The following is a 17,823-nucleotide window of genomic DNA, read 5'->3' as shown; positions in this document are numbered from 1 at the left end:
GCTTCTCCCGCCGCCCGGCTTACGCTGGGATCCGCCGGTCCGAGAAGGCGTCATGGCAGAACGCACGAAATGCCTCCTGGACGAGGCCGATCTCCCGGCGTAGTGGTACAACGTGGTGCCGGACCTGCCCGAGCCGCCGCCCTCCGCCGCTGCACCCGGGAACCCGCGAGCCCGCGGACCTGGCTCCGCTGTTCCCGCAGGCGCTCATCGAGCAGGAAGTCACCACCGAGCGCTACCTCGACATTCCCGAGGAAGTCCGGGACGTCTACCGGCTCTGGCGTCCGTCCCCGCTCTACCGCGCCCGCAGGCTGGAGAAGGCGCTCGGAACCCGGCCCGGATCTTCTACCAGTACGAGGGCGTCAGCCCGGTCGGCTCGCACAAGCTGAACACCGCTGCGCCGCAGGCGTTCTGCAACGCGGCCGAGGGCGTCACCCGGCTCACCACCGAGACCGGGGCCGGGCAGTGGGGAAGCGCGCCGACGTTCGCGTGCGCCACGTTCGGGTTGTCCTGCGAGGTCTGGCGGGTGCGCGCGTCGTACGACCAGAAGCCGTACCGCAAGCTGATGATGGAGACCTTCGGCGCGCAGGTGTACCCGAGTCCATCGGACCGTACCACCGCGGGCCGGGCAATCCTGGCGGAGAACCCGCGGTCGACGGGCAGCCTCGGGATCGCGATCAGCGAAGCCGTCGAACAGGCCGCGGTGGATCCGGGTGCGTGGTACGCGCTGGGCAGCGTGCTCAACCACGTGCTGCTGCACCAGACGGTGATCGGCGAGGAACCGCTTCGGCAGTTCGAACTGGCCGGCGACACCCCGGACGTGCTCGTCGGCTGCACCGGCGGCGGCTCCGACTTCGGCGGGCTCGCTTTCCCGTTCCTGCGGGAAAAACTGGCCGGGCCGGATGAACCCGGTGATCCGCGCGGTCGAACCGGCCGCCTGCCCCTCCCTCACCCGCGGCCGCTACGCCTACGACTTCGGCGACACCGCCGGCCTCACGCCCCTGCTGAATATGCACACGCTCGGCCACGGCTTCATCCCGGACCCGATCCACGCCGGCGGCCTGCGCTACCACGGCATGTCGCCGCTGATCTCGCACATCTACGAGCTGGGTCTCGTCGAGGCGCTCGCGATCGGCCAGCAGGAATGCTTCGCCGCGGGTGTGCAGTTCGCCCGCACGGAAGGCATCATTCCCGTGCCCGAGCCGACGCACGCGTTGGCCGCGTGCATCCAAGAAGCGTTGCGCTGCAAGGAGTCCGGCGAAGAGAAGGTGATCCTGACAGCGCTCTGCGGACACGCGCACCTCGACCTGCCCGCGTATGGCGCGTATCTGGCGGGCGACATGGTCGACAACGAACTTCCGGACACGGCACTGGAGGAATCGTTGGCGGCGCTGCCCCGAAGGAGAGCGGCCGACGGGCCGCGGGAAGCGGCCGTGCTCGGCTCAGCAGACCGCGTCCAGCGGCACGCAACGTCCTCGGGGCCGTTGGCGAACGGGCGTACTCGATGGGGCGGTCCACCACTGGATCACCCCAAAGCCGTCCAGCTGCTCCTTCGTTTCGGCGAACGGGCCGTCGGTCATCGTGCTGGTGCCGTTGGCGGGGCGGACGACGGTGATGGCGTGCGCGGGGCGCAAGCCGCCGACGAATACCCAGGCACCGGCGGCTTCCTGTCGTCGGTGCCCTTGGTGGTGCGGCGGCCAGCCCGGCACCGGCCTCCAGCGTGGTTTCGTCTCCCTGGACGGCCAGCAGCTACTGCTTCCTGGCGAACTCCTCAAACAGCGGGACCGCTCGTGGCCACGAACGCGTGCGACACCATCCGACACCTCGGCAAGAAAATCCGTCACCGTTCCTTGGAGACGGTCGCCAGCAGCTCCGGGCCCCGCGTCACCAGCCGTTGCTGGGCGAGCGAACCCCACCACCACGCCAGCGCGACGCCGGTCGCGATCCCGGCGGGGATGCCGAGCCACTGCAGCACCGGCAGGTCCGCCAGCTTCCCGGCCACGCACAGCGCCACCACCGGCATCGCACCGAGCACGATGAGCAGCGTGGTCGCCAGCATCAGGGCGGCTCGGGCGCACCCGGGGCGTCCGCCGGACGACCACGGGCTGCCGCTGCGGCGTTGATCCGGCAGGGGGAAGGCCAGGAAGACCGATTGCAGCATCAGGACCCCGGCGCCGGCGCCCAGTGTGGCCGGGACCAGGCCGAGGACCCATGGGTACGCGCCTGGTACGCCGGTGACGCCGGGCAGGACCAGGGCCAGCACCACGGCCACGGGTGCGACGATCAGGGCCCACGCCAGCTGGCGGCCGCGGATGTCGGCGCGTTCGGCTCCGGGGACGACCAGCGTGTGCCACAGGGCGCTGCCGTCCATTCCGTACAGGTTGCCGGACTGCATCGAGGCGAAAAGCACTACTGCGACACCGAAATACGGCAGCATCACCGACCGGCCACCGCCGCCGGACAGGGCTGGCACGACGGTGATGACGAAGCCGATCAGCAGCGTCGACAGCAGGGCGACGCGTCGGCGGGCGTCTCGCCACCAGGTGTGCAGCTCCTTGCGGGCCACGGCGCCGACCGGAGTCGCGGGCAGCAGGCTGCGTCGCGTGCGGGTGCTCTTCGCGCGGGTGCGGGAGGCACCGCGGAACGACGGGGTGGTGACCTGGCGGGCCAGCAGAGCGCCCCAGAGCACGACCAGAACCGCCACGACGGCGAGCAACGCGGCGAAGAGACCGCCGACAGTGCCCCATTCGCCGGCTCCGGCCGCGTGCACCGCGAGAGTGCCCCAGCCCGAGGGAAGGGCGTGCATGACGCTGACGAAGCCGGGCATCCGGCCGCTGACGATGGCCGGGCCGACGCTGTTCATCACGTAGTTCACCGCGACGCCGGACAATCCGGTGAGCGCCACCAGGATGATGCCCAGTTCCTTGCCCTTGCGCGAGGTCAGCAGCGCACCGAGCGCGGCCATCACCACGCGGTACAGCAGCACTACGAACGCCAGCTGCAGCACGGTGAACACGAGACCGACGAGCGCGGCGCCGGCTCCGAACCGCAGCCCGTAGAACACCAAGCCGAGGAACGCCAGCAGGCTCACCAACGCGGTGATGCCCACGAAGCTCGCCGCGAGCAGGCCGACCGCCAGCTTGCGGCGGCCGATCGGCAGCAGCGCGAAGTGTTCCGGCCGCAGGGTGTCGTCGCCGCCGCCGGTCGCGATCGGCGCGAGCACCCAGCCCGCCATCCACACCGCGTAGACCGAGGTGAGCAGGTCTACGGTGATCCGCGCTTCCGGAGCCGGGAACACCGCGACGCCGATCGTGAACGCGGCCGCCAGCAGCCCGAAGACGCCGCCGACGATTATTCCGGCGATCTGCCGCCCGCGCAGCGAATTGCGCAGGACCCGCATCTTCAGTCGGACGAGGACGCCAACCACGCCAGCCCCTCCGCTCCACCGGTCCGCCCGCCGACAATGTGCACGAACGCGTCTTCCAGCGTGCCTTCGCCCCGCACGTCAGCCACCGCGCCCGCGGCGACGACGCGTCCGCGCGTGATCACCGCGACGTGGCTGCACAGCTGTTCCACCAACGCCATCACGTGGCTCGACAGCACGACCGCGCCGCCGGATGCGACGAACCGCTGCAGGATCGTGCGGATCGTCGACGCCGAAACCGGGTCCACTGCCTCGAACGGCTCGTCCAGCACGAGCAGCCGGGGACCGTGCAGCAACGCGGTCGCGAGGCCGATCTTCTTGCGCATGCCCGCGGAATAGTCGATGACGAGGGTGCGCTCGGCGTCGGTCAGCTCCAGCACGCCGAGCAGTTCCTGGGCGCGTTCGGCGACCGTGTCCGGCGCGAGCCCGCGCAGCAGGCCCATGTACGTCAGCAGTTCGCGTCCGGTGAGCCGCTCCGGAATGGACAAACCGTCCGGGAGGACGCCGATCAGGCTTTTCGCCCGTTCCGGTTCCCGCCAGACGTCCACGCCGAACACGCGCGCTTCGCCGGCGTCGGGCCGAAGCAGGCCGACCGCCATCGACAGCGACGTCGTTTTCCCGGCTCCGTTGGGGCCGACGAGGCCGAAGAACGACCCCCGCGGCACTTCCAGCCGCACATCGTCTACCGCCAGCGTGGTCCCGAACCGTTTGGTGAGTCCGTAAAGCCCCATGGCCGCGTCGTCGGACACCGGTTCCCCCTTCCCGTGGTGTGCGCCTGACTGTACGCGGGGTCACCGACAAAACGCGGGCGGAGTGGTGTCGGAAAGCCGCGGGTCCGGGGTCCCGGACATCGCCAGCAGCCCGCGCACCGTGCGAACCAGTTTGGGCCAGGACGCGGGTTTCCGGACGTCGTACGCGCGCAGCAGCTGGCGGAGCATGGTGAGCGTGTCGAAGTAGATGCGTTCGCACACCAGTTGTTCGTCAGCGTCGAAGAGGAAGTACGCGGTCATCCGGACCCGGAACCGCTGCCCGGTCGGCGGAATTTTCCCGAGCGGCCCGCGATGCGTGCCCAGAAGCCAGAACTCGACGATGACCGCATCGGCGCTGTGCCGCAGCGCGATGATTTCGTGGTCTTGATCGGGAAAAGCGCGGCGCGTTTCGTCGTAGTAGCCGCGCACCGCGGAATCGCCGTCGTGCACGGTCATCGTCGGCACGATTTCGTAGTGCGGGTGCGGGAACGTCGCCAGCACCTCGTCCCAGTCCTGGCGCACCTCGTCCTGGAAGTGGTCGAGGACGAGCTTGTGCCGGGCGCGCAGCACTTCGGGCGCGGGGATGGCCAACGGGTCCACGGGTTCCTCCAAGCCGGGAGAGCGAAGCCGCAATTTAATCCACGCTGTGGGTTTAACGCAAGTGCGCCATGATGGAGCCGTGAACACGACGACGCGCCGGGGACGCCCGCGCAAGGGAGACGCCAGGCTGTCGCGGGAGGCGATCCTGACGGCCGCGCTGGAAGCAGTCGACGCCGACGGAGCGGCAGCGGTGAGCATGCGGACTGTCGCGCAGCGTCTTGGCGTGGACGCGAAGAGCCTCTACCACCACATCGACGGCAAAGAAGCTTTGCTCGACGCCATCGCGGGTCACGTCCTGGGCGGGATCGACCTCCCCGCGCTGACCGGACAGCCCGAGGAAGACCTCGGCGCGATCGCCCAGTCGTTCCGGAAAGCAACCCGTGCGCACCCGCAGGCCGCCGCGCTGGTCCTAACCAGGCAGTTGCCGTCGATCGCCGCGCTCGCTCCGGTCGAGGCGGTGCTTTCAGTGCTGCGCAAGGCAGGTGCGTCGCCCGAAGAGGCGGTGCACCTGCTGCGCTCGCTCCTGGCCGTCGTCGTCGGCTCGCTCCTGCGCGAGGCGGGCGCGGGGCCGGCGTTCGGTGTCACTGACGAAGCCGGAATCGCCCGCCGCCGCGCCGAATTGGAGCAGACCGGGCTTCCCGCCGTGGTCGGATCCGCGCCGCAGCTGGCGCGATGCGATCACGAAGCGGAGTTCGCCTTCGCCGTCGACCTCGCGGTAGCCGCCACGATGCAGCGACTCGCTACTCCCCGCAGGTGATCTTCGGCTGCGGGTTGTAGCGGACCGACCGCGTGTGCCGCGAAACCTCCCGGCCCGACGAGGCGTCGCGCAGGATCCGGGTGTCGCTCGCGGTGAAACCGGGCGCGCCGCTGGACGCGTGGCAGTTCTCCGCCGGACCCGGTTTCGTCGTCGGCGGCGTCGGATTCGTGCGCTCGCCGGGGACCGACTCGACGGTGTACCGCTTGGTGCCCCACAGCTTCACGGTGATCGACGACGACGTCCAGACGGTCTGGATCGCCACGCCGGTGTCCGAGTCGTTGGTGAACTTCAGGTCGATCACGCTGGCGCCGTTGGGGTTCTGGAACACCGTTGCCTCGCGCGCGGCCGGGTAGCGGCTGATGTAGTAGCTGTGTTCCTTGTGCCCGGCGTCCTTCATCCCGGAGAAGTACGCCGCGTTGTACAGCGTGGTGGCGAACTGCGAAATGCCGCCGCCGACCTCGCGGGCGGGCGCGCCGTTCTCGATCACGCCCGCCTCGACGTAGCCCTGCGGACGTCCGCGCGGACCGGTGAATCCGTTGAGGCTGAACGTTTCTCCCGGCTTCACGATCGCGCCGTTCACCTTCTCGGCGACCACCCGGATGTTCGTGCCGGAGTCGGCGGCGAACCCGCCGGTGCTGAATTCGCCGATGACTTCCTTGACGCCCAGCTTGTCCGCCTGCTCGGTGGTCACCTTCGCGGGCGTCTTCTTGTAGATCGCCTTCAGTTCGCGGCTGTCGGCCTGCTTCAGCGTGGTGGGCAGCGGCTTGAGGCTCTGCTCCCAGTCGACCGTGTTGCCGTCCGCGGACGGCTCGACGACCGGTTTTCCGCCGGAGAACGCGATGGCCGCGTCCTTGCCCTCCTGCTCGGTGGACTTCAGCTGCGGCGCGAGCGCGTCGGTGACCTTCTTCGGGTCGATCCGCGGGGCGAGGCCGCCGCCGTCGGCGGGCACGAACGTGAGCGCACCGGCGATCTGCTCCGGCGTCAGCGTCGCGTCCGCGCCTTCGCCCTTGACGATGATCGGCGCGGACACCGCGGGCTTGGCGAACTCGGCGAGCGCACGCTGAACGCCCTCGGCAGTGGTGCGCACCGGCGCCGGCGCGACCGGGAGCGTCAGTTCGCTGCCCGAAGCCCAGCCGCTCAGCACCTTCGCCCGCGCCGCCGCGACGTCCAGCTTCTGCCCGGACTGCGGCGGGACCGCGACTGGCGTGGTGCCGTCGAACCGGATCGTGCCCTCGGCCGGTGCCCGGTCGACGCGGCCGCGCAGGTCCTCGAGCGCCGGGTCGAGCTTCGCGGCCTCGACGTGCGACACGACGCCCAGTTCGCGCGTGCTGAAGAACGACGTGAGCCGGGTGAAGGGGTTGACCGGCTGGTCGCCCGCCTGGTCGAGGGTGCCGCTCCAGTCGAGGCCCAGCCCGGCCTCGGTCGGCGACAGCTTGGTGCGCGCGTTGCCCGCGGTGACGGTGAGCGGCTGGGTGAGCCGGGGCTCGATCTTCCCGCGCAGTTCGCGTTCGGCGACCGGCCGCTCCAGCCCGCCGACGTCCACGCCGGCCACGACGACGCCGCGCGGCACCCGGCCCTGGCTGGTCAGCAGGTCGATGAGGTACGCGACGACCAGGACGCCGAGCACGCCGCCGCTGATCCAGCCCGCTTTGCGCAGGCCGCGCCTTCGCGGCGGCGACGGAGGTTCCTCCGGTGGTACGACCGGCAGGACCTCGGTCTGGTCGCTGTCGGTTTCCGGCCAGCGCGGTTCGTACTGCACCTCACGACCCCTTCGATTCGCTGCGGTCAGGTGCACAGCGTACGGGCCGAGCCGGACATGCCGGACTACTGCCCCCAGCGGAACAAACCGGTCACCCTTCGTCGTGAGTGCTGGCACCGGTTCTCACCGGCGCCAGCACTCACGACGCTCACCCTGCGTCCGGTTCCGGATTGGAGCCGGCGCGGGCGAGGAAGTCGAAGTCGCAGCCCTCGTCGGCCTGCGTGATGTGCTCCGCGTACAGCGCACCGTAACCCCGCTCGAACCGCGGCGCAGGGGCGGCCCACGAAGCGAGACGACGCTCCAGCTCGGCGTCGTCCACCTGCAACTGCAACGTCCGGGCGGGCACGTCCAGGGTGATCAGGTCGCCGTCGCGGACCAGCGCGAGCGGCCCGCCGACGTGCGATTCCGGTGCCACGTGCAGCACGCACGCGCCGTAACTGGTGCCGCTCATCCGGGCGTCGGAGATCCGCACCATGTCCCGCACGCCTTGTTCCAGCAGATGTGCCGGGATCGGCAGCATGCCGTACTCGGGCATCCCGGGACCGCCGAGCGGACCGGATCCTCGCAGCACCAATACGGAATCAGCGGTGATGCCCAGCGCCGGGTCGTCGATGCGCTCCTTCAAGTCCTTGTAGTTGTCGAAAACCACTGCCGGACCTGTGTGGGTGAGCAGAGCGGGATCGGCGGCGATGTGCTTGATCACCGCGCCGCCGGGAGCGAGGTTGCCGCGCAGCACGGCCACGCCGCCCTCGCTGGCGACCGGGTTGCCGCGCGGGCGGATCACGTCGTCGTCGTGCACGCGGGCGTCGGCGAGAGAATCGGCGAGCCGACGTCCGGTGACGGTGATCCGGTCGAGGTGCAGCAGGTCGGTCAAGCGGGACAGCAGCCCGGGCAGACCGCCCGCGTAATAGAAGTCCTCCATCAGACCGTCGCCGCCCGGCCGGATGTTCGCCAGCACCGGCACCCGGCGCGCGATCGCGTCGAAATCCCGCAGCGACAGCGAAATCCCGCTGCGCCCGGCCATCGCGATCAGGTGGATCACCGCGTTGGTCGACCCGCCGAGCGCCAGCACGGTCGTGATCGCGTCGGCGTACGCGCGCTCGTCGAGGATCTTCGCGATCGTGAGGTCTTCCCACACCATGCCCACGATTCGCGCACCGCTCGCCGCGGCCATCCGGTGGTGCGCGGAATCGACCGCCGGGATCGAGGCCGCGCCGGGCAGGGTCAGCCCCAGCACTTCGGCGGCGGACGTCATGGTCGACGCGGTGCCCATCGTCATGCAGTGTCCGGGGGAGCGGGCGAGGCCGTGTTCCAGTTCGGCCAGTTCGCGGTCGCCGATCGTGCCCGCGCGCCGTTCGTCCCAGTATTTCCACATGTCGGTGCCGCTGCCGAGTACCTCGCCGCGCCAGTTTCCGCGCAGCATCGGGCCCGCGGGCACGAAAATCGAGGGCAGCCCGGCGCTCGCCGCACCCATCAGCAGTGCCGGGGTGGTCTTGTCGCAGCCGCCCATCAGCACCGCGCCGTCGACCGGATACGAGCGCAGCAGTTCCTCGGTCTCCATCGCCAGCAGATTCCGGTACAGCATCGGCGTCGGCTTCTGATACGTCTCCGACAGCGTCGCCACCGGGAACTCCAGCGGGAATCCGCCCGCCTGCCACACGCCGCGTTTGACCTGCTCCGCGCGTTCGCGCAGATGCTGGTGGCACGGGTTGATGTCGCTCCAGGTGTTGAGGATGCCGATCACCGGCTTGCCGAGGTGCTCCTCCGGTGCGTAGCCCAGCTGCCGGGCGCGGGTGCGGTGGCTGAAGTTGCGCAGGTCGTCGCCGCCGAACCAGCGGTGGCTGCGCAGGTCCTCGGGTGCCTTCATGCTGCGCGTCCTCTCGGTCGACGGATGGCATCTGATATATGATCGTACGTGTCGACGCTCGGAGACGCCCGCCTGGTTGAATGTGCGGGGACGAGCGCGAAAGCCAGGAGGGTCGGCATGCCGTCCACGTTCAGCCTCCCCGCCTCCCGCACCGAGGTGGTGCTGGAGGAGATCCGGCGCGGCATTCTCGCCCGCGAGCTGGTGCCCGGCCAGCAGCTGGTGGAGGCGGAGCTGGCCGCGCGGCTCGGGGTGTCGAAGACACCGGTGCGCGAGGCGCTCAAGGTGCTGTCCAACACCGGGCTGGTCACGTTCAGCCCGTACAAGGGAGCGTCGGTGTGCGTGGTCGACGCGGAGCTGGCGCGATCGGTCTACGACGTGCGGATGGTGCTGGAACCGGAAGCGCTGCGCCGCGCCGTGCGAGCGGCGGACCGCGCGTCGTTCGACGAGGCCGCGCGAATCCTCAAGGAAGCGTCGGCCGCGGATGCCGGCCAGACCACGTTGAGCCTGCTGAACCGGCGGTTCCACCGCGCGTTGTACGCGGGCTGCGGCAACCCGCTGATGGTGTCGATGCTGGACGACTTGCGCGACCGCGCCGCGCTGATCACCGTGGTCGGCTGGGACGCGAATCCCAGCTGGCGCAAGGAATGGAACGAGCACAAGGCGGTGCTCGCCGCCGCGAGGAAGGGCGACGGGGACGGCGCGGCCGAGCTGCTGCGCGCGCACATCGCGGCGTTCCTCGACCACGTGCTTGAGGCGATCGGGGAGGAGTGACGGCGTGCGGTTGCTGCTTGTCGCGGACACCCACCTGCCGAAGCGGGCGAAGGAGCTGCCTGCGCAGGTCTGGGACGAAGTCGCGAAGGCCGACGTCGTGGTGCACGCGGGCGACTGGGTCGACGTCGAGACTCTCGACGCGCTTGAAGCCCGCAGCGCCCGGCTGATCGGCGTTTACGGCAACAACGACGGCCCCGAGCTGCGGAAACGCCTGCCGGAGGTGGCCAGGGAGACGCTGGAGGGCGTCCGGCTGGCGGTCGTCCACGAAACCGGCGACGCGAAAGGTCGTGCGGCCCGCTGCGACGCGTTGTATCCGGACGTCGACGTGCTGATCTTCGGGCACAGCCACATTCCGTGGGACACGGTGACGCCTGGCGGGCTGCGGCTGCTCAACCCCGGTTCGCCCACTGACCGGCGGCGGCAGCCGTTCTGCACCTACCAGACCGCCGAGATCCGCGACGGGCGTCTCGACAGCGTCGAGCTGCACGAGCTGCCTCGGCGCGGCTGAGCGGGTAAAACAGGAGTCATGGACCCGGCCCGCGCGCTGCGCGACATCGCCTTCCAGCTTGAGCGCGCCGGTGAACCGACTTACCGGGTGCGCGCGTTCCGTCAGGCGGCCGCGGTGGTCGATCGGCTCTCCGAAGACGAGCTGTCGTCGCGCGTCGGTGCGAAGACGCTTCAGGCGTTGAAGGGGATCGGCAAAGCCACTGCTGGGGTCATCGAGGACGCGTGGCACGACCGTACGCCCGCGTACGCGGCGAAGCTGCCCGAAAGCAAGCTGCCATCCGGCGGTGCGCTGCGTACCGCGCTTCGCGGCGACTGTCACACGCACTCCGACTGGTCCGACGGCGGCAGTCCAATCGCCGAGATGGCTGAGACGGCACGCGAGCTGGGGCACGAGTGGATCGTGCTCACCGACCATTCGCCGCGGCTGACCGTCGCGCGCGGCCTGTCTCCAGAGCGGCTGCGGGCGCAGATGGACGAGGTCGCGCGGGTGAACGAGCAGCTGGCGCCGTTTCGCCTGCTGCACGGCATCGAGGTCGACATCCTCGACGACGGCGCGCTCGACCAGACCGGAAAGCTGCTGGACCGGCTCGACTTCGTGGTGGCGAGCGTGCACTCGAAACTGCGGATGCCCGCGCGGGAGATGACGCCGCGGATGCTGGCCGCCGTCGAGAATCCGCACGTCCGCGTGCTGGGCCACTGCACCGGACGGCTGGTCGGCGGACGCAGCAGGCCGGAGTCGCAGTTCAACTCGGAAAAGGTGTTCACCGCTTGCCGCGAGAACGGCGTGGCGGTGGAGATCAACTCGCGGCCGGACCGGCTCGACCCGCCGATGCGGTTGCTGCGCCAGGCGGTCGAGCTGGGCTGTGAGTTCGCGATCGACAGCGACGCGCACGCGCCCGGCCAGCTGGACTGGCAGGCTTACGGCTGTGCGCGCGCGGAAAAGGCGGGCATCGGGCCGGACCGGGTCATCAACACGCGGACGGCCGATCAGTTATCGCGATGACGGGATTCCGTGCGGGATCGAGCCAGCGAAGGACGGCGACGAGGTCCTCGGGGGCCAGAGCGACACAGCCCGCGGTCGGTCCGCCGGTGGCCACGTGCAGGAAGAACGCCGAACCGGCACCGGGCACGACCGGCGAGCGGTTGTAGTCGATCACCACGGCGTGCGCGTACGCCGGACCCGCCGCGCCGAGGTTCTCTCCGGCGGTTTCGTCGAACGGGCCTGCGACGCCTCGGTAATGCGTGTTGTAGAGCGGGGAGTGCGCATCGGACACCCACCAGTCCGAAGTGGTCACTTGCCGGTAGGGGAGCCGGGTGCCGGGGTTCGGGGCGATGCCGAAGGCTTCGGTAAGCGGCCAGGTTCCGGCCGGGGTACGGGAAAGTCCTTCGCGTGCAACGCCGATTCCTTGCGCGCCGACTTCGGCTGGGTACGGGCCGAGTGCCCGTGCCCGGCCGAAGTCGGCGTGGTCCCACGCGGACGCGGTGTGTGTGGTGACGGTGAGGAGCTGCTGGGGGGCATCGAGAGGTGGCATGGGGCGGAGGGCCGGAAGCTCGGTGGAGGCAGCCGTGAGACCGGCGACCAGAGTGGGCCGCATCGTCTTGCGCATGAGGGGAGTCCCTTTCCTCGGTGCGTAGGCAAGGCGGCCGGACCGGTTCCGGGTCCTGCTGTGGCGTAGCGCGACGATAACCGAGCGTGAAGCGGCGAGACAAGGGATGTGCCGAGGTTTCCCGGACATGGACCTTGATGGTCCACTATGGACAACAAAGATTGCCTGGAGAAGGCCGAAAAGCGGACCGGATCACGGGATCCGGCAGCAAACGGTCCACTATGGACTCAAAGTGGAGTGCCCGGCACACGTTAAAGACATGGTAAACTCGCCCCGAGATGACGATTGCCGCCGCCGCTTCCGCGCCGCGGCACCGGTCCATCCTCGTCGTGGCACTCGCCGCGCTGCTCCTGCTCGGGGTGGCCGTCCCCGGCCCGGGGCCGGCCGGCCCGCGTCCGCACGACCCCGAACCCGCCCTGGTCCAGGAACAGGGCCCGCATCTCGTCGCCGCGCATCCGCTGCCGCTCGCCGACGCCCCCGGCGAGATCCGCCTCGCCCGGCCCGGCTGGTGCACTGTCCCGTTTTCCGCCGCGCCGCCGGTCGAACTGGACCGCGCGCCCGCGCCCGCCGCGGCGCGGGCTCCTCCTGATCGCTGAGTACTCGTTCGCCACCTGTACCCGGCTCTTAAGAGGATTTCATGAGCAACGGTCATGCTTTGCTGGCCGTCGGCGGCGCGTTTCTCGCCGCCGGCGCCCTCGCCCGCGTCGGCGCCCGGATCGGGCTGCCCACGATTCCCCTGTTCATGCTGGCCGGTTTCGTCTTCGGCCCGCACACCCCCGGACTGTCCCTTGTGGACGATCCGGCCGAGTTCGGCGTGCTCGCCGGGCTGGGCCTCGTGTTCCTGCTTTTCTATCTCGGCTTGGAGTTCTCGCTCGACGACCTCGCTCGCGGCGGCGCCAGACTCGCCTGGGCGGGGCTGGCCTACCTCGTGCTGAACATCGGCGGCGGGCTCGCGTTCGGCTTCGCGCTCGGCTGGGGCACGCGCGAGGCGCTGGTGATCGCCGGCGCGATCGGCATCTCCTCCTCGGCCATCGTCACCAAACTGCTGCTGGAAACCCGGCGGATGAACAACCGGGAATCCCGCCTCATCATGGGCATCATCGTGCTGGAAGACCTCTTCCTCGCGTTGTACCTGGCGTTGCTGCAGCCGGTGCTCAGCGGCGCGGACGGCTTCGGCGCGGCGCTAGCCGACTTCGGCAAGGCGTTCGGCTTCCTGCTCGTACTCGCCGCACTGGCGCGCTGGGGCGGACGGCTGGTGTCGCGGCTCTTCGGTTCGGCGGACGACGAACTGCTCACCGTCTGCTTCGTCGGCGTGGCCGTGCTCGGTGCCGCGGCGGCCGAGGAGGTGGGCGTGTCCGACGCGATCGGCGCGTTCATGGTCGGCATGATGCTCGGCAATTCCAAGGTCGCGCCGCGGGTGCACAAGCTGGTGCTGCCGCTGCGGGACGCGTTCGGCGCGTTGTTCTTCTTCATCTTCGGGCTGTCGATCGACCCGGGCGCGGTCGGCACGGTCGTCCTCCCGGTGCTCGCCGCAGTCGCGCTGACGCTGGTGCTGAACCTCGGCGCTGGCGCGTTCGCCGCCCGGTTGCACGGCTTCGACCGGCAGGAAGGCGTGAACATCGGGCTGACCGTGCTCACCCGGGGCGAGTTCTCGCTGGTCCTGGCGGCGATGGCGACCACTGCCGGGCTCGACTCGCGGGTGGCCCCGTTCGTTGCCGGATACGTGCTGCTGCTGGCCGTGATCGGACCGCTCGCCGTGCTCCGTTCGGACCGGCTGACCTGGCTGCTTCCGGCCAAGCTCGTGCGGCCGCGCCCGGTGCCGGTGCCGTGAGCCGGGGACACCGGGCTGTCGCTCGCGGCATATTCGGAAGCCACGGCGGTCACGCACGGCTATCCTTGGTCCAAGTATGTCCACTCCAGCCCCCTTCGCAGAGCTGCGCGCCCAGCTGCCCGAATTGATGCTGCGCGACGAGCACCGGCTCCGCCGTCGTCTCGACGGCGCGCGCCGGTCTCGCGACAAGCAGCAGACAGCCGAGCGCATCGCCGCCGACGTGGAAACGGCGCTGCTGCGCGTGCAGCAGCGCCGCGAAAGCGTGCCGAAGATCGAGTACCCCGCCGAGTTGCCGGTCAGCAGGCTCAAGGATGAGATCGGCGACGCGATCCGTGATCACCAGGTGGTGATCGTCGCGGGGGAGACCGGGTCGGGCAAGACCACCCAGCTGCCGAAGATCTGCCTGGAGCTGGGCCGCGGCGTGCGCGGGCAGATCGGGCACACCCAGCCGCGCCGGCTGGCCGCGCGCACGGTCGCCGACCGGATCGCCAGCGAGCTGAAGACCGAACTGGGCGACACGGTCGGCTACAAGGTCCGGTTCACCGACCAGTCCGGCCAGGACACCCTGGTCAAGCTGATGACCGACGGCATTCTGCTGGCCGAGATCCAGACTGACCGGATGCTGCGCCAGTACGACACGCTGATCATCGACGAGGCGCACGAGCGCAGTCTCAACATCGACTTCATCCTCGGCTACCTCAAGCAGCTGCTGCCGCGCCGTCCCGACCTGAAGGTGATCATCACCTCGGCGACCATCGACCCGGAGCGGTTCTCGCGGCATTTCGCCGACGCGCCGATCGTCGAGGTCTCCGGCCGGACTTACCCGGTCGAGGTGCGCTACCGCCCGCTGGCGGACCCGGACGAGCCCGAGGGCGACCCGGACCGCGACCAGACGCAGGCGATCGCCGAGGCGGTGCGGGAGCTGTCCGGCGAGGGCCCCGGCGACATCCTCGTGTTCCTCTCCGGCGAACGCGAAATCCGCGACACCGCGGACGTGCTGAACCGGCTGGAGCTGCCGAACACCGAGGTGCTGCCGCTGTACGCGCGGCTGTCCGCGGCTGATCAGCACCGCGTGTTCCAGCGGCACACCGGACGGCGGGTCGTGCTGGCCACGAACGTCGCCGAGACGTCGCTGACCGTGCCCGGGATCAAGTACGTGATCGACCCGGGCACCGCGCGCATCTCGCGCTACAGCCATCGCACGAAGGTGCAGCGGCTGCCGATCGAGGCGGTTTCGCAGGCGTCGGCGAACCAGCGCAAGGGCCGGTGCGGGCGTACCTCGGACGGCATCTGCATCCGGCTGTACTCCGAGGAAGACTTCGAATCGCGGCCGGAGTTCACCGATCCGGAGATCCTGCGGACGAACCTGGCGTCGGTCATCCTGCAGATGACTTCGCTCGGCCTCGGCGACATGAACGCGTTCCCGTTCGTCGAGCCGCCGGACCGCCGCCAGGTCACTGACGGCGTGCAGCTGCTCCAGGAACTCGGCGCGTTCGAGACCGGCGATTCCTCGAAGCTCACCGAAGTCGGCCGGAAGCTCGCGCTGCTGCCGGTGGACCCGCGGATGGGCCGGATGGTGCTGGAGGCCGCGCAGAACGGCTGCGTGCGCGAGGTGATGATCATCGCCGCCGCACTGTCCATTCAGGACCCGCGCGAACGGCCCGCGGAGAAACAGCAGGCCGCCGACGCGCAGCACGCCCGGTTCGCCGATCCGACGTCGGACTTCCTCTCCTATCTCAAGCTGTGGGAGTACGTCAGCGAACAGCAGAAGACGCTGACCGGCAACCAGTTCCGCCGGATGTGCCGCACCGAGTACCTGAACTACCTGCGGATCCGCGAGTGGCAGGACATCTTCGGCCAGCTGCGCCAGCTCGCCAAACCGCTCGGCATCACGCTCGCCACCACGCCCGCCGAACCGCAGCACGTGCACACGGCGCTGATTTCCGGGCTGCTGTCGCACATCGGGCTCAAGGACCCGGCGAAGGGCGACTACCTCGGCGCGCGCGGGGCCCGGTTCTCGGTGTTCCCCGGTTCGGCGCTGTTCAAGAAGCAGCCGCGCTGGGTGATGTCGGCGGAGCTGGTGGAGACGTCGCGGCTGTGGGGCCGGGTCAACGCGCGGATCGAGCCGGAGTGGGTCGAACCGCTCGCGCAGCACGTCGTGAAGCGCTCGTATTCGGAGCCGCACTGGGAGCGCAAACAGGGCGCGGTGATGGCGACCGAGAAGGTGACGCTGTACGGCGTGCCGCTGGTCGCCGACCGGCGGGTGAACTACGGCCGGATCGACCCGGAGATCTCGCGCGCGATGTTCATCCGGCACGCGCTGGTCGAGGGCGACTGGCACACGAACCACCGGTTCTTCGCCGAGAACCGCGCGCTGCTGGACGAGGTCGAGGACCTGGAGAACCGCGCCCGCCGGCGCGACATCCTGGTGGACGACCAGACGCTGTACGAGTTCTACGACGCGCGCGTGCCCGAGGACATCGTGTCCGTGCGGCACTTCGACAGCTGGTGGAAGAAGACGCGGCGAACCGAGCCGGACCTGCTGTCGTTCGAGAAGTCCATGCTCATCAACGAGATCGCGGGCGCGGTCCGTGAATCGGACTACCCGGACTCGTGGACGCAGGGCACGCACGTTTTCAAGCTGACCTACCAGTTCGAACCCGGCGCGGACGCGGACGGCGTGACCGTGCACATCCCGCTGCCGGTGCTGAACCAGGTGACGCCGGACGGTTTCGACTGGCAGGTGCCCGGACTGCGCGGCGAACTGGCGACGCAGCTGATCAAGTCGCTGCCGAAAGCGTTGCGGCGCAACTTCGTCCCGGCTCCGGACACGGCTGCCGACGCGTTGACGCGAATGTCCCCTTCGGACGGTCCGCTGCCCGACATCCTCGGCGACGAGCTGCACGCCATGCGCGGCATCGACATCCCGCATTCGGCGTGGGACCTCTCGGCGGTGCCGGACCACCTCCGGATCACCTTCCGCGTGGTGGACGAGCGCGGCAAGCGGGTGGCCGAGGGCAAGGACCTCGACGAGCTGAAGCGCCGTCTCGCGCCGCGGGTGCGGGAGACGATTTCCAAGGCTGCCAACAGCATTGAGAAGGCCGGGCTGGTGCAGCCGTCGTTCGGCGAGCTGCCGAAGGTGTTCGCGTCGACCCGGCGCGGCCACGATGTGAAGGCGTATCCGGCGCTGGTCGACGAGGGCGCGTCGGTGGCCGTTCGGCTGCTCGACACGCCTGCCGAACAGCACCACGCGATGTGGTCCGGCACGAGGCGGATGCTGCGGCTGAACTTGAACTCGCCGATGAAGTTCATTACGCGGTCGCTGTCGAACTCCTCGAAGCTCGTGCTGAACCGCAACCCGCACGGCAGTGTCGCGGGCTTGCTGGAGGATTGCGTCGACTGCGCGGTCGACGCGCTGATGGCCGCAGCGGGAGGCCCGGTCTGGGACGAGGCGGGTTTCGCCGCCCTGCTGGAGAAGGTGCGGGCGGGGTTGAACCCGAAGGTGCTGGAGGTGCTGACGGAGGTCGAGCGGATCCTGCGGGCGGCCATCGACGTCGAAACGCGCCTGGCTGACACCCGCGGCCCGGCCGAGTCGCTGGCGGACATCCGCCGTCAGCTGGACGGTTTGGTGCACAAGGGCTTCGTGACGGAGACCGGAGCCGATCGGTTGCCGAACGTGGTCCGGTACTTGCGCGGCATCGAGCGCCGGCTGGAGAAGCTGCCGCTGGAGCAGACGCGGGACCTGCAGCGGATGGCTGACGTCGCGTGGATCACGAAGGAGTACGAGGACGCGGTGGCCACGTTGCCGCCGGGGACTTCGTCGCCCGCGCTGGCAGAGGTGCGGTGGATGATCGAGGAGCTCCGGGTGAGCTTCTTCGCGCAGACACTGGGGACGGCGCGTCCGGTGTCGTTGAAGAGGATCACTAAGGCGTTGGACGAGGCGCTCGCCTGAGG

14 protein-coding genes and 1 pseudogene are annotated in these 17,823 nt (G+C 69.8%); 8 read left to right on the top strand and 7 right to left on the bottom strand.

Annotated features, from left to right (window positions below; genetic code table 11):
• Positions 1–112: 112 nt before the first annotated feature.
• Positions 113–1,394, top strand: a pseudogene (locus tag BM362_RS36475) (TrpB-like pyridoxal phosphate-dependent enzyme); the annotation flags it as partial.
• 45 nt (positions 1,395–1,439) lie between these two features.
• On the opposite strand, the gene BM362_RS46585 reads toward BM362_RS36475, so the two are convergent.
• From BM362_RS46585 to BM362_RS36460, 4 genes are all read right to left on the bottom strand, one after another.
• The gene (locus BM362_RS46585) at positions 1,440–1,706 is read right to left on the bottom strand and encodes a YciI family protein (protein ID WP_232791692.1); all 267 of its coding nucleotides are present in this window, start codon (positions 1,704–1,706) and stop codon (positions 1,440–1,442) included.
• A gap of 131 nt (positions 1,707–1,837) precedes the next feature.
• Entirely contained in the window at positions 1,838–3,424 is a 1,587-nt protein-coding gene (locus BM362_RS36470; protein ID WP_093576237.1) for a hypothetical protein, read from the bottom strand.
• Positions 3,400–4,170 (bottom strand): ABC transporter ATP-binding protein, encoded by a 771-nt coding sequence (locus BM362_RS36465; protein ID WP_067582806.1) that lies wholly within the window; start codon positions 4,168–4,170, stop codon positions 3,400–3,402. The genes BM362_RS36470 and BM362_RS36465 overlap by 25 nt, the downstream gene beginning before the upstream one ends.
• A gap of 42 nt (positions 4,171–4,212) precedes the next feature.
• Positions 4,213–4,770: an ester cyclase gene (locus tag BM362_RS36460; RefSeq protein ID WP_067582809.1), complete on the bottom strand. Its 558-nt coding sequence runs from the start codon at positions 4,768–4,770 to the stop codon at positions 4,213–4,215.
• Between the two features lie 79 nt (positions 4,771–4,849).
• Here BM362_RS36460 and BM362_RS36455 point away from each other — a divergent pair, with 79 nt between their 5' ends.
• Positions 4,850–5,527 (top strand): TetR/AcrR family transcriptional regulator C-terminal domain-containing protein, encoded by a 678-nt coding sequence (locus tag BM362_RS36455; protein ID WP_067582812.1) that lies wholly within the window; start codon positions 4,850–4,852, stop codon positions 5,525–5,527.
• Here the strand turns inward: BM362_RS36455 and BM362_RS36450 are convergent.
• Positions 5,511–7,286 carry a VanW family protein gene (locus tag BM362_RS36450; RefSeq protein WP_093576236.1) on the bottom strand — a complete coding sequence of 592 codons (1,776 nt, stop codon included), beginning with the start codon at positions 7,284–7,286 and terminating at the stop codon, positions 5,511–5,513. The two genes, BM362_RS36455 and BM362_RS36450, sit on opposite strands and share 17 nt — an antisense overlap.
• Before the next feature lie 148 nt (positions 7,287–7,434).
• Positions 7,435–9,153, bottom strand: coding sequence for an L-arabinonate dehydratase (gene araD / locus BM362_RS36445; RefSeq protein WP_093576235.1), 1,719 nt, complete (start codon positions 9,151–9,153; stop codon positions 7,435–7,437).
• Between the two features lie 117 nt (positions 9,154–9,270).
• Between araD and BM362_RS36440 the strand changes: the two genes are divergently transcribed.
• From BM362_RS36440 to BM362_RS36430, 3 genes are read left to right on the top strand one after another with little or no spacing between them, the layout of a single operon-like run.
• Positions 9,271–9,924 carry a GntR family transcriptional regulator gene (locus BM362_RS36440; protein WP_093576234.1) on the top strand — a complete coding sequence of 218 codons (654 nt, stop codon included), beginning with the start codon at positions 9,271–9,273 and terminating at the stop codon, positions 9,922–9,924.
• 4 nt (positions 9,925–9,928) lie between these two features.
• Complete coding sequence (locus BM362_RS36435; protein WP_067582821.1) at positions 9,929–10,432, top strand: metallophosphoesterase family protein; 504 nt, start codon at positions 9,929–9,931, stop codon at positions 10,430–10,432.
• Between the two features lie 18 nt (positions 10,433–10,450).
• Positions 10,451–11,434: a PHP domain-containing protein gene (locus BM362_RS36430; RefSeq protein WP_067582825.1), complete on the top strand. Its 984-nt coding sequence runs from the start codon at positions 10,451–10,453 to the stop codon at positions 11,432–11,434.
• Here BM362_RS36430 and BM362_RS36425 read toward each other — a convergent pair.
• A complete protein-coding gene (locus tag BM362_RS36425) occupies positions 11,400–11,963 on the bottom strand; it encodes a L,D-transpeptidase family protein (RefSeq protein WP_093576333.1) in 564 nt (187 codons plus the stop codon). The two genes, BM362_RS36430 and BM362_RS36425, sit on opposite strands and share 35 nt — an antisense overlap.
• A gap of 353 nt (positions 11,964–12,316) precedes the next feature.
• Here BM362_RS36425 and BM362_RS36420 point away from each other — a divergent pair, with 353 nt between their 5' ends.
• The 3 genes from BM362_RS36420 to hrpA all read left to right on the top strand — a co-directional run bounded on the left by BM362_RS36420 (position 12,317) and on the right by hrpA (position 17,821).
• The gene (locus BM362_RS36420; protein WP_093576233.1) at positions 12,317–12,634 is read left to right on the top strand and encodes a hypothetical protein; all 318 of its coding nucleotides are present in this window, start codon (positions 12,317–12,319) and stop codon (positions 12,632–12,634) included.
• 41 nt (positions 12,635–12,675) lie between these two features.
• Complete coding sequence (locus BM362_RS36415; protein WP_067582831.1) at positions 12,676–13,869, top strand: cation:proton antiporter; 1,194 nt, start codon at positions 12,676–12,678, stop codon at positions 13,867–13,869.
• 76 nt (positions 13,870–13,945) lie between these two features.
• Positions 13,946–17,821 (top strand): ATP-dependent RNA helicase HrpA, encoded by a 3,876-nt coding sequence (hrpA, locus tag BM362_RS36410; protein WP_093576232.1) that lies wholly within the window; start codon positions 13,946–13,948, stop codon positions 17,819–17,821.
• The last annotated feature ends 2 nt before the right edge of the window (positions 17,822–17,823 follow it).

Origin of the sequence: Amycolatopsis rubida, from assembly GCF_900115345.1 — a bacterium.
GTDB lineage: Bacteria > Actinomycetota > Actinomycetes > Mycobacteriales > Pseudonocardiaceae > Amycolatopsis > Amycolatopsis rubida.
Note: the sequence above shows the minus strand (reverse complement) of the source record. Positions and strands in the feature narration are given on the sequence as shown.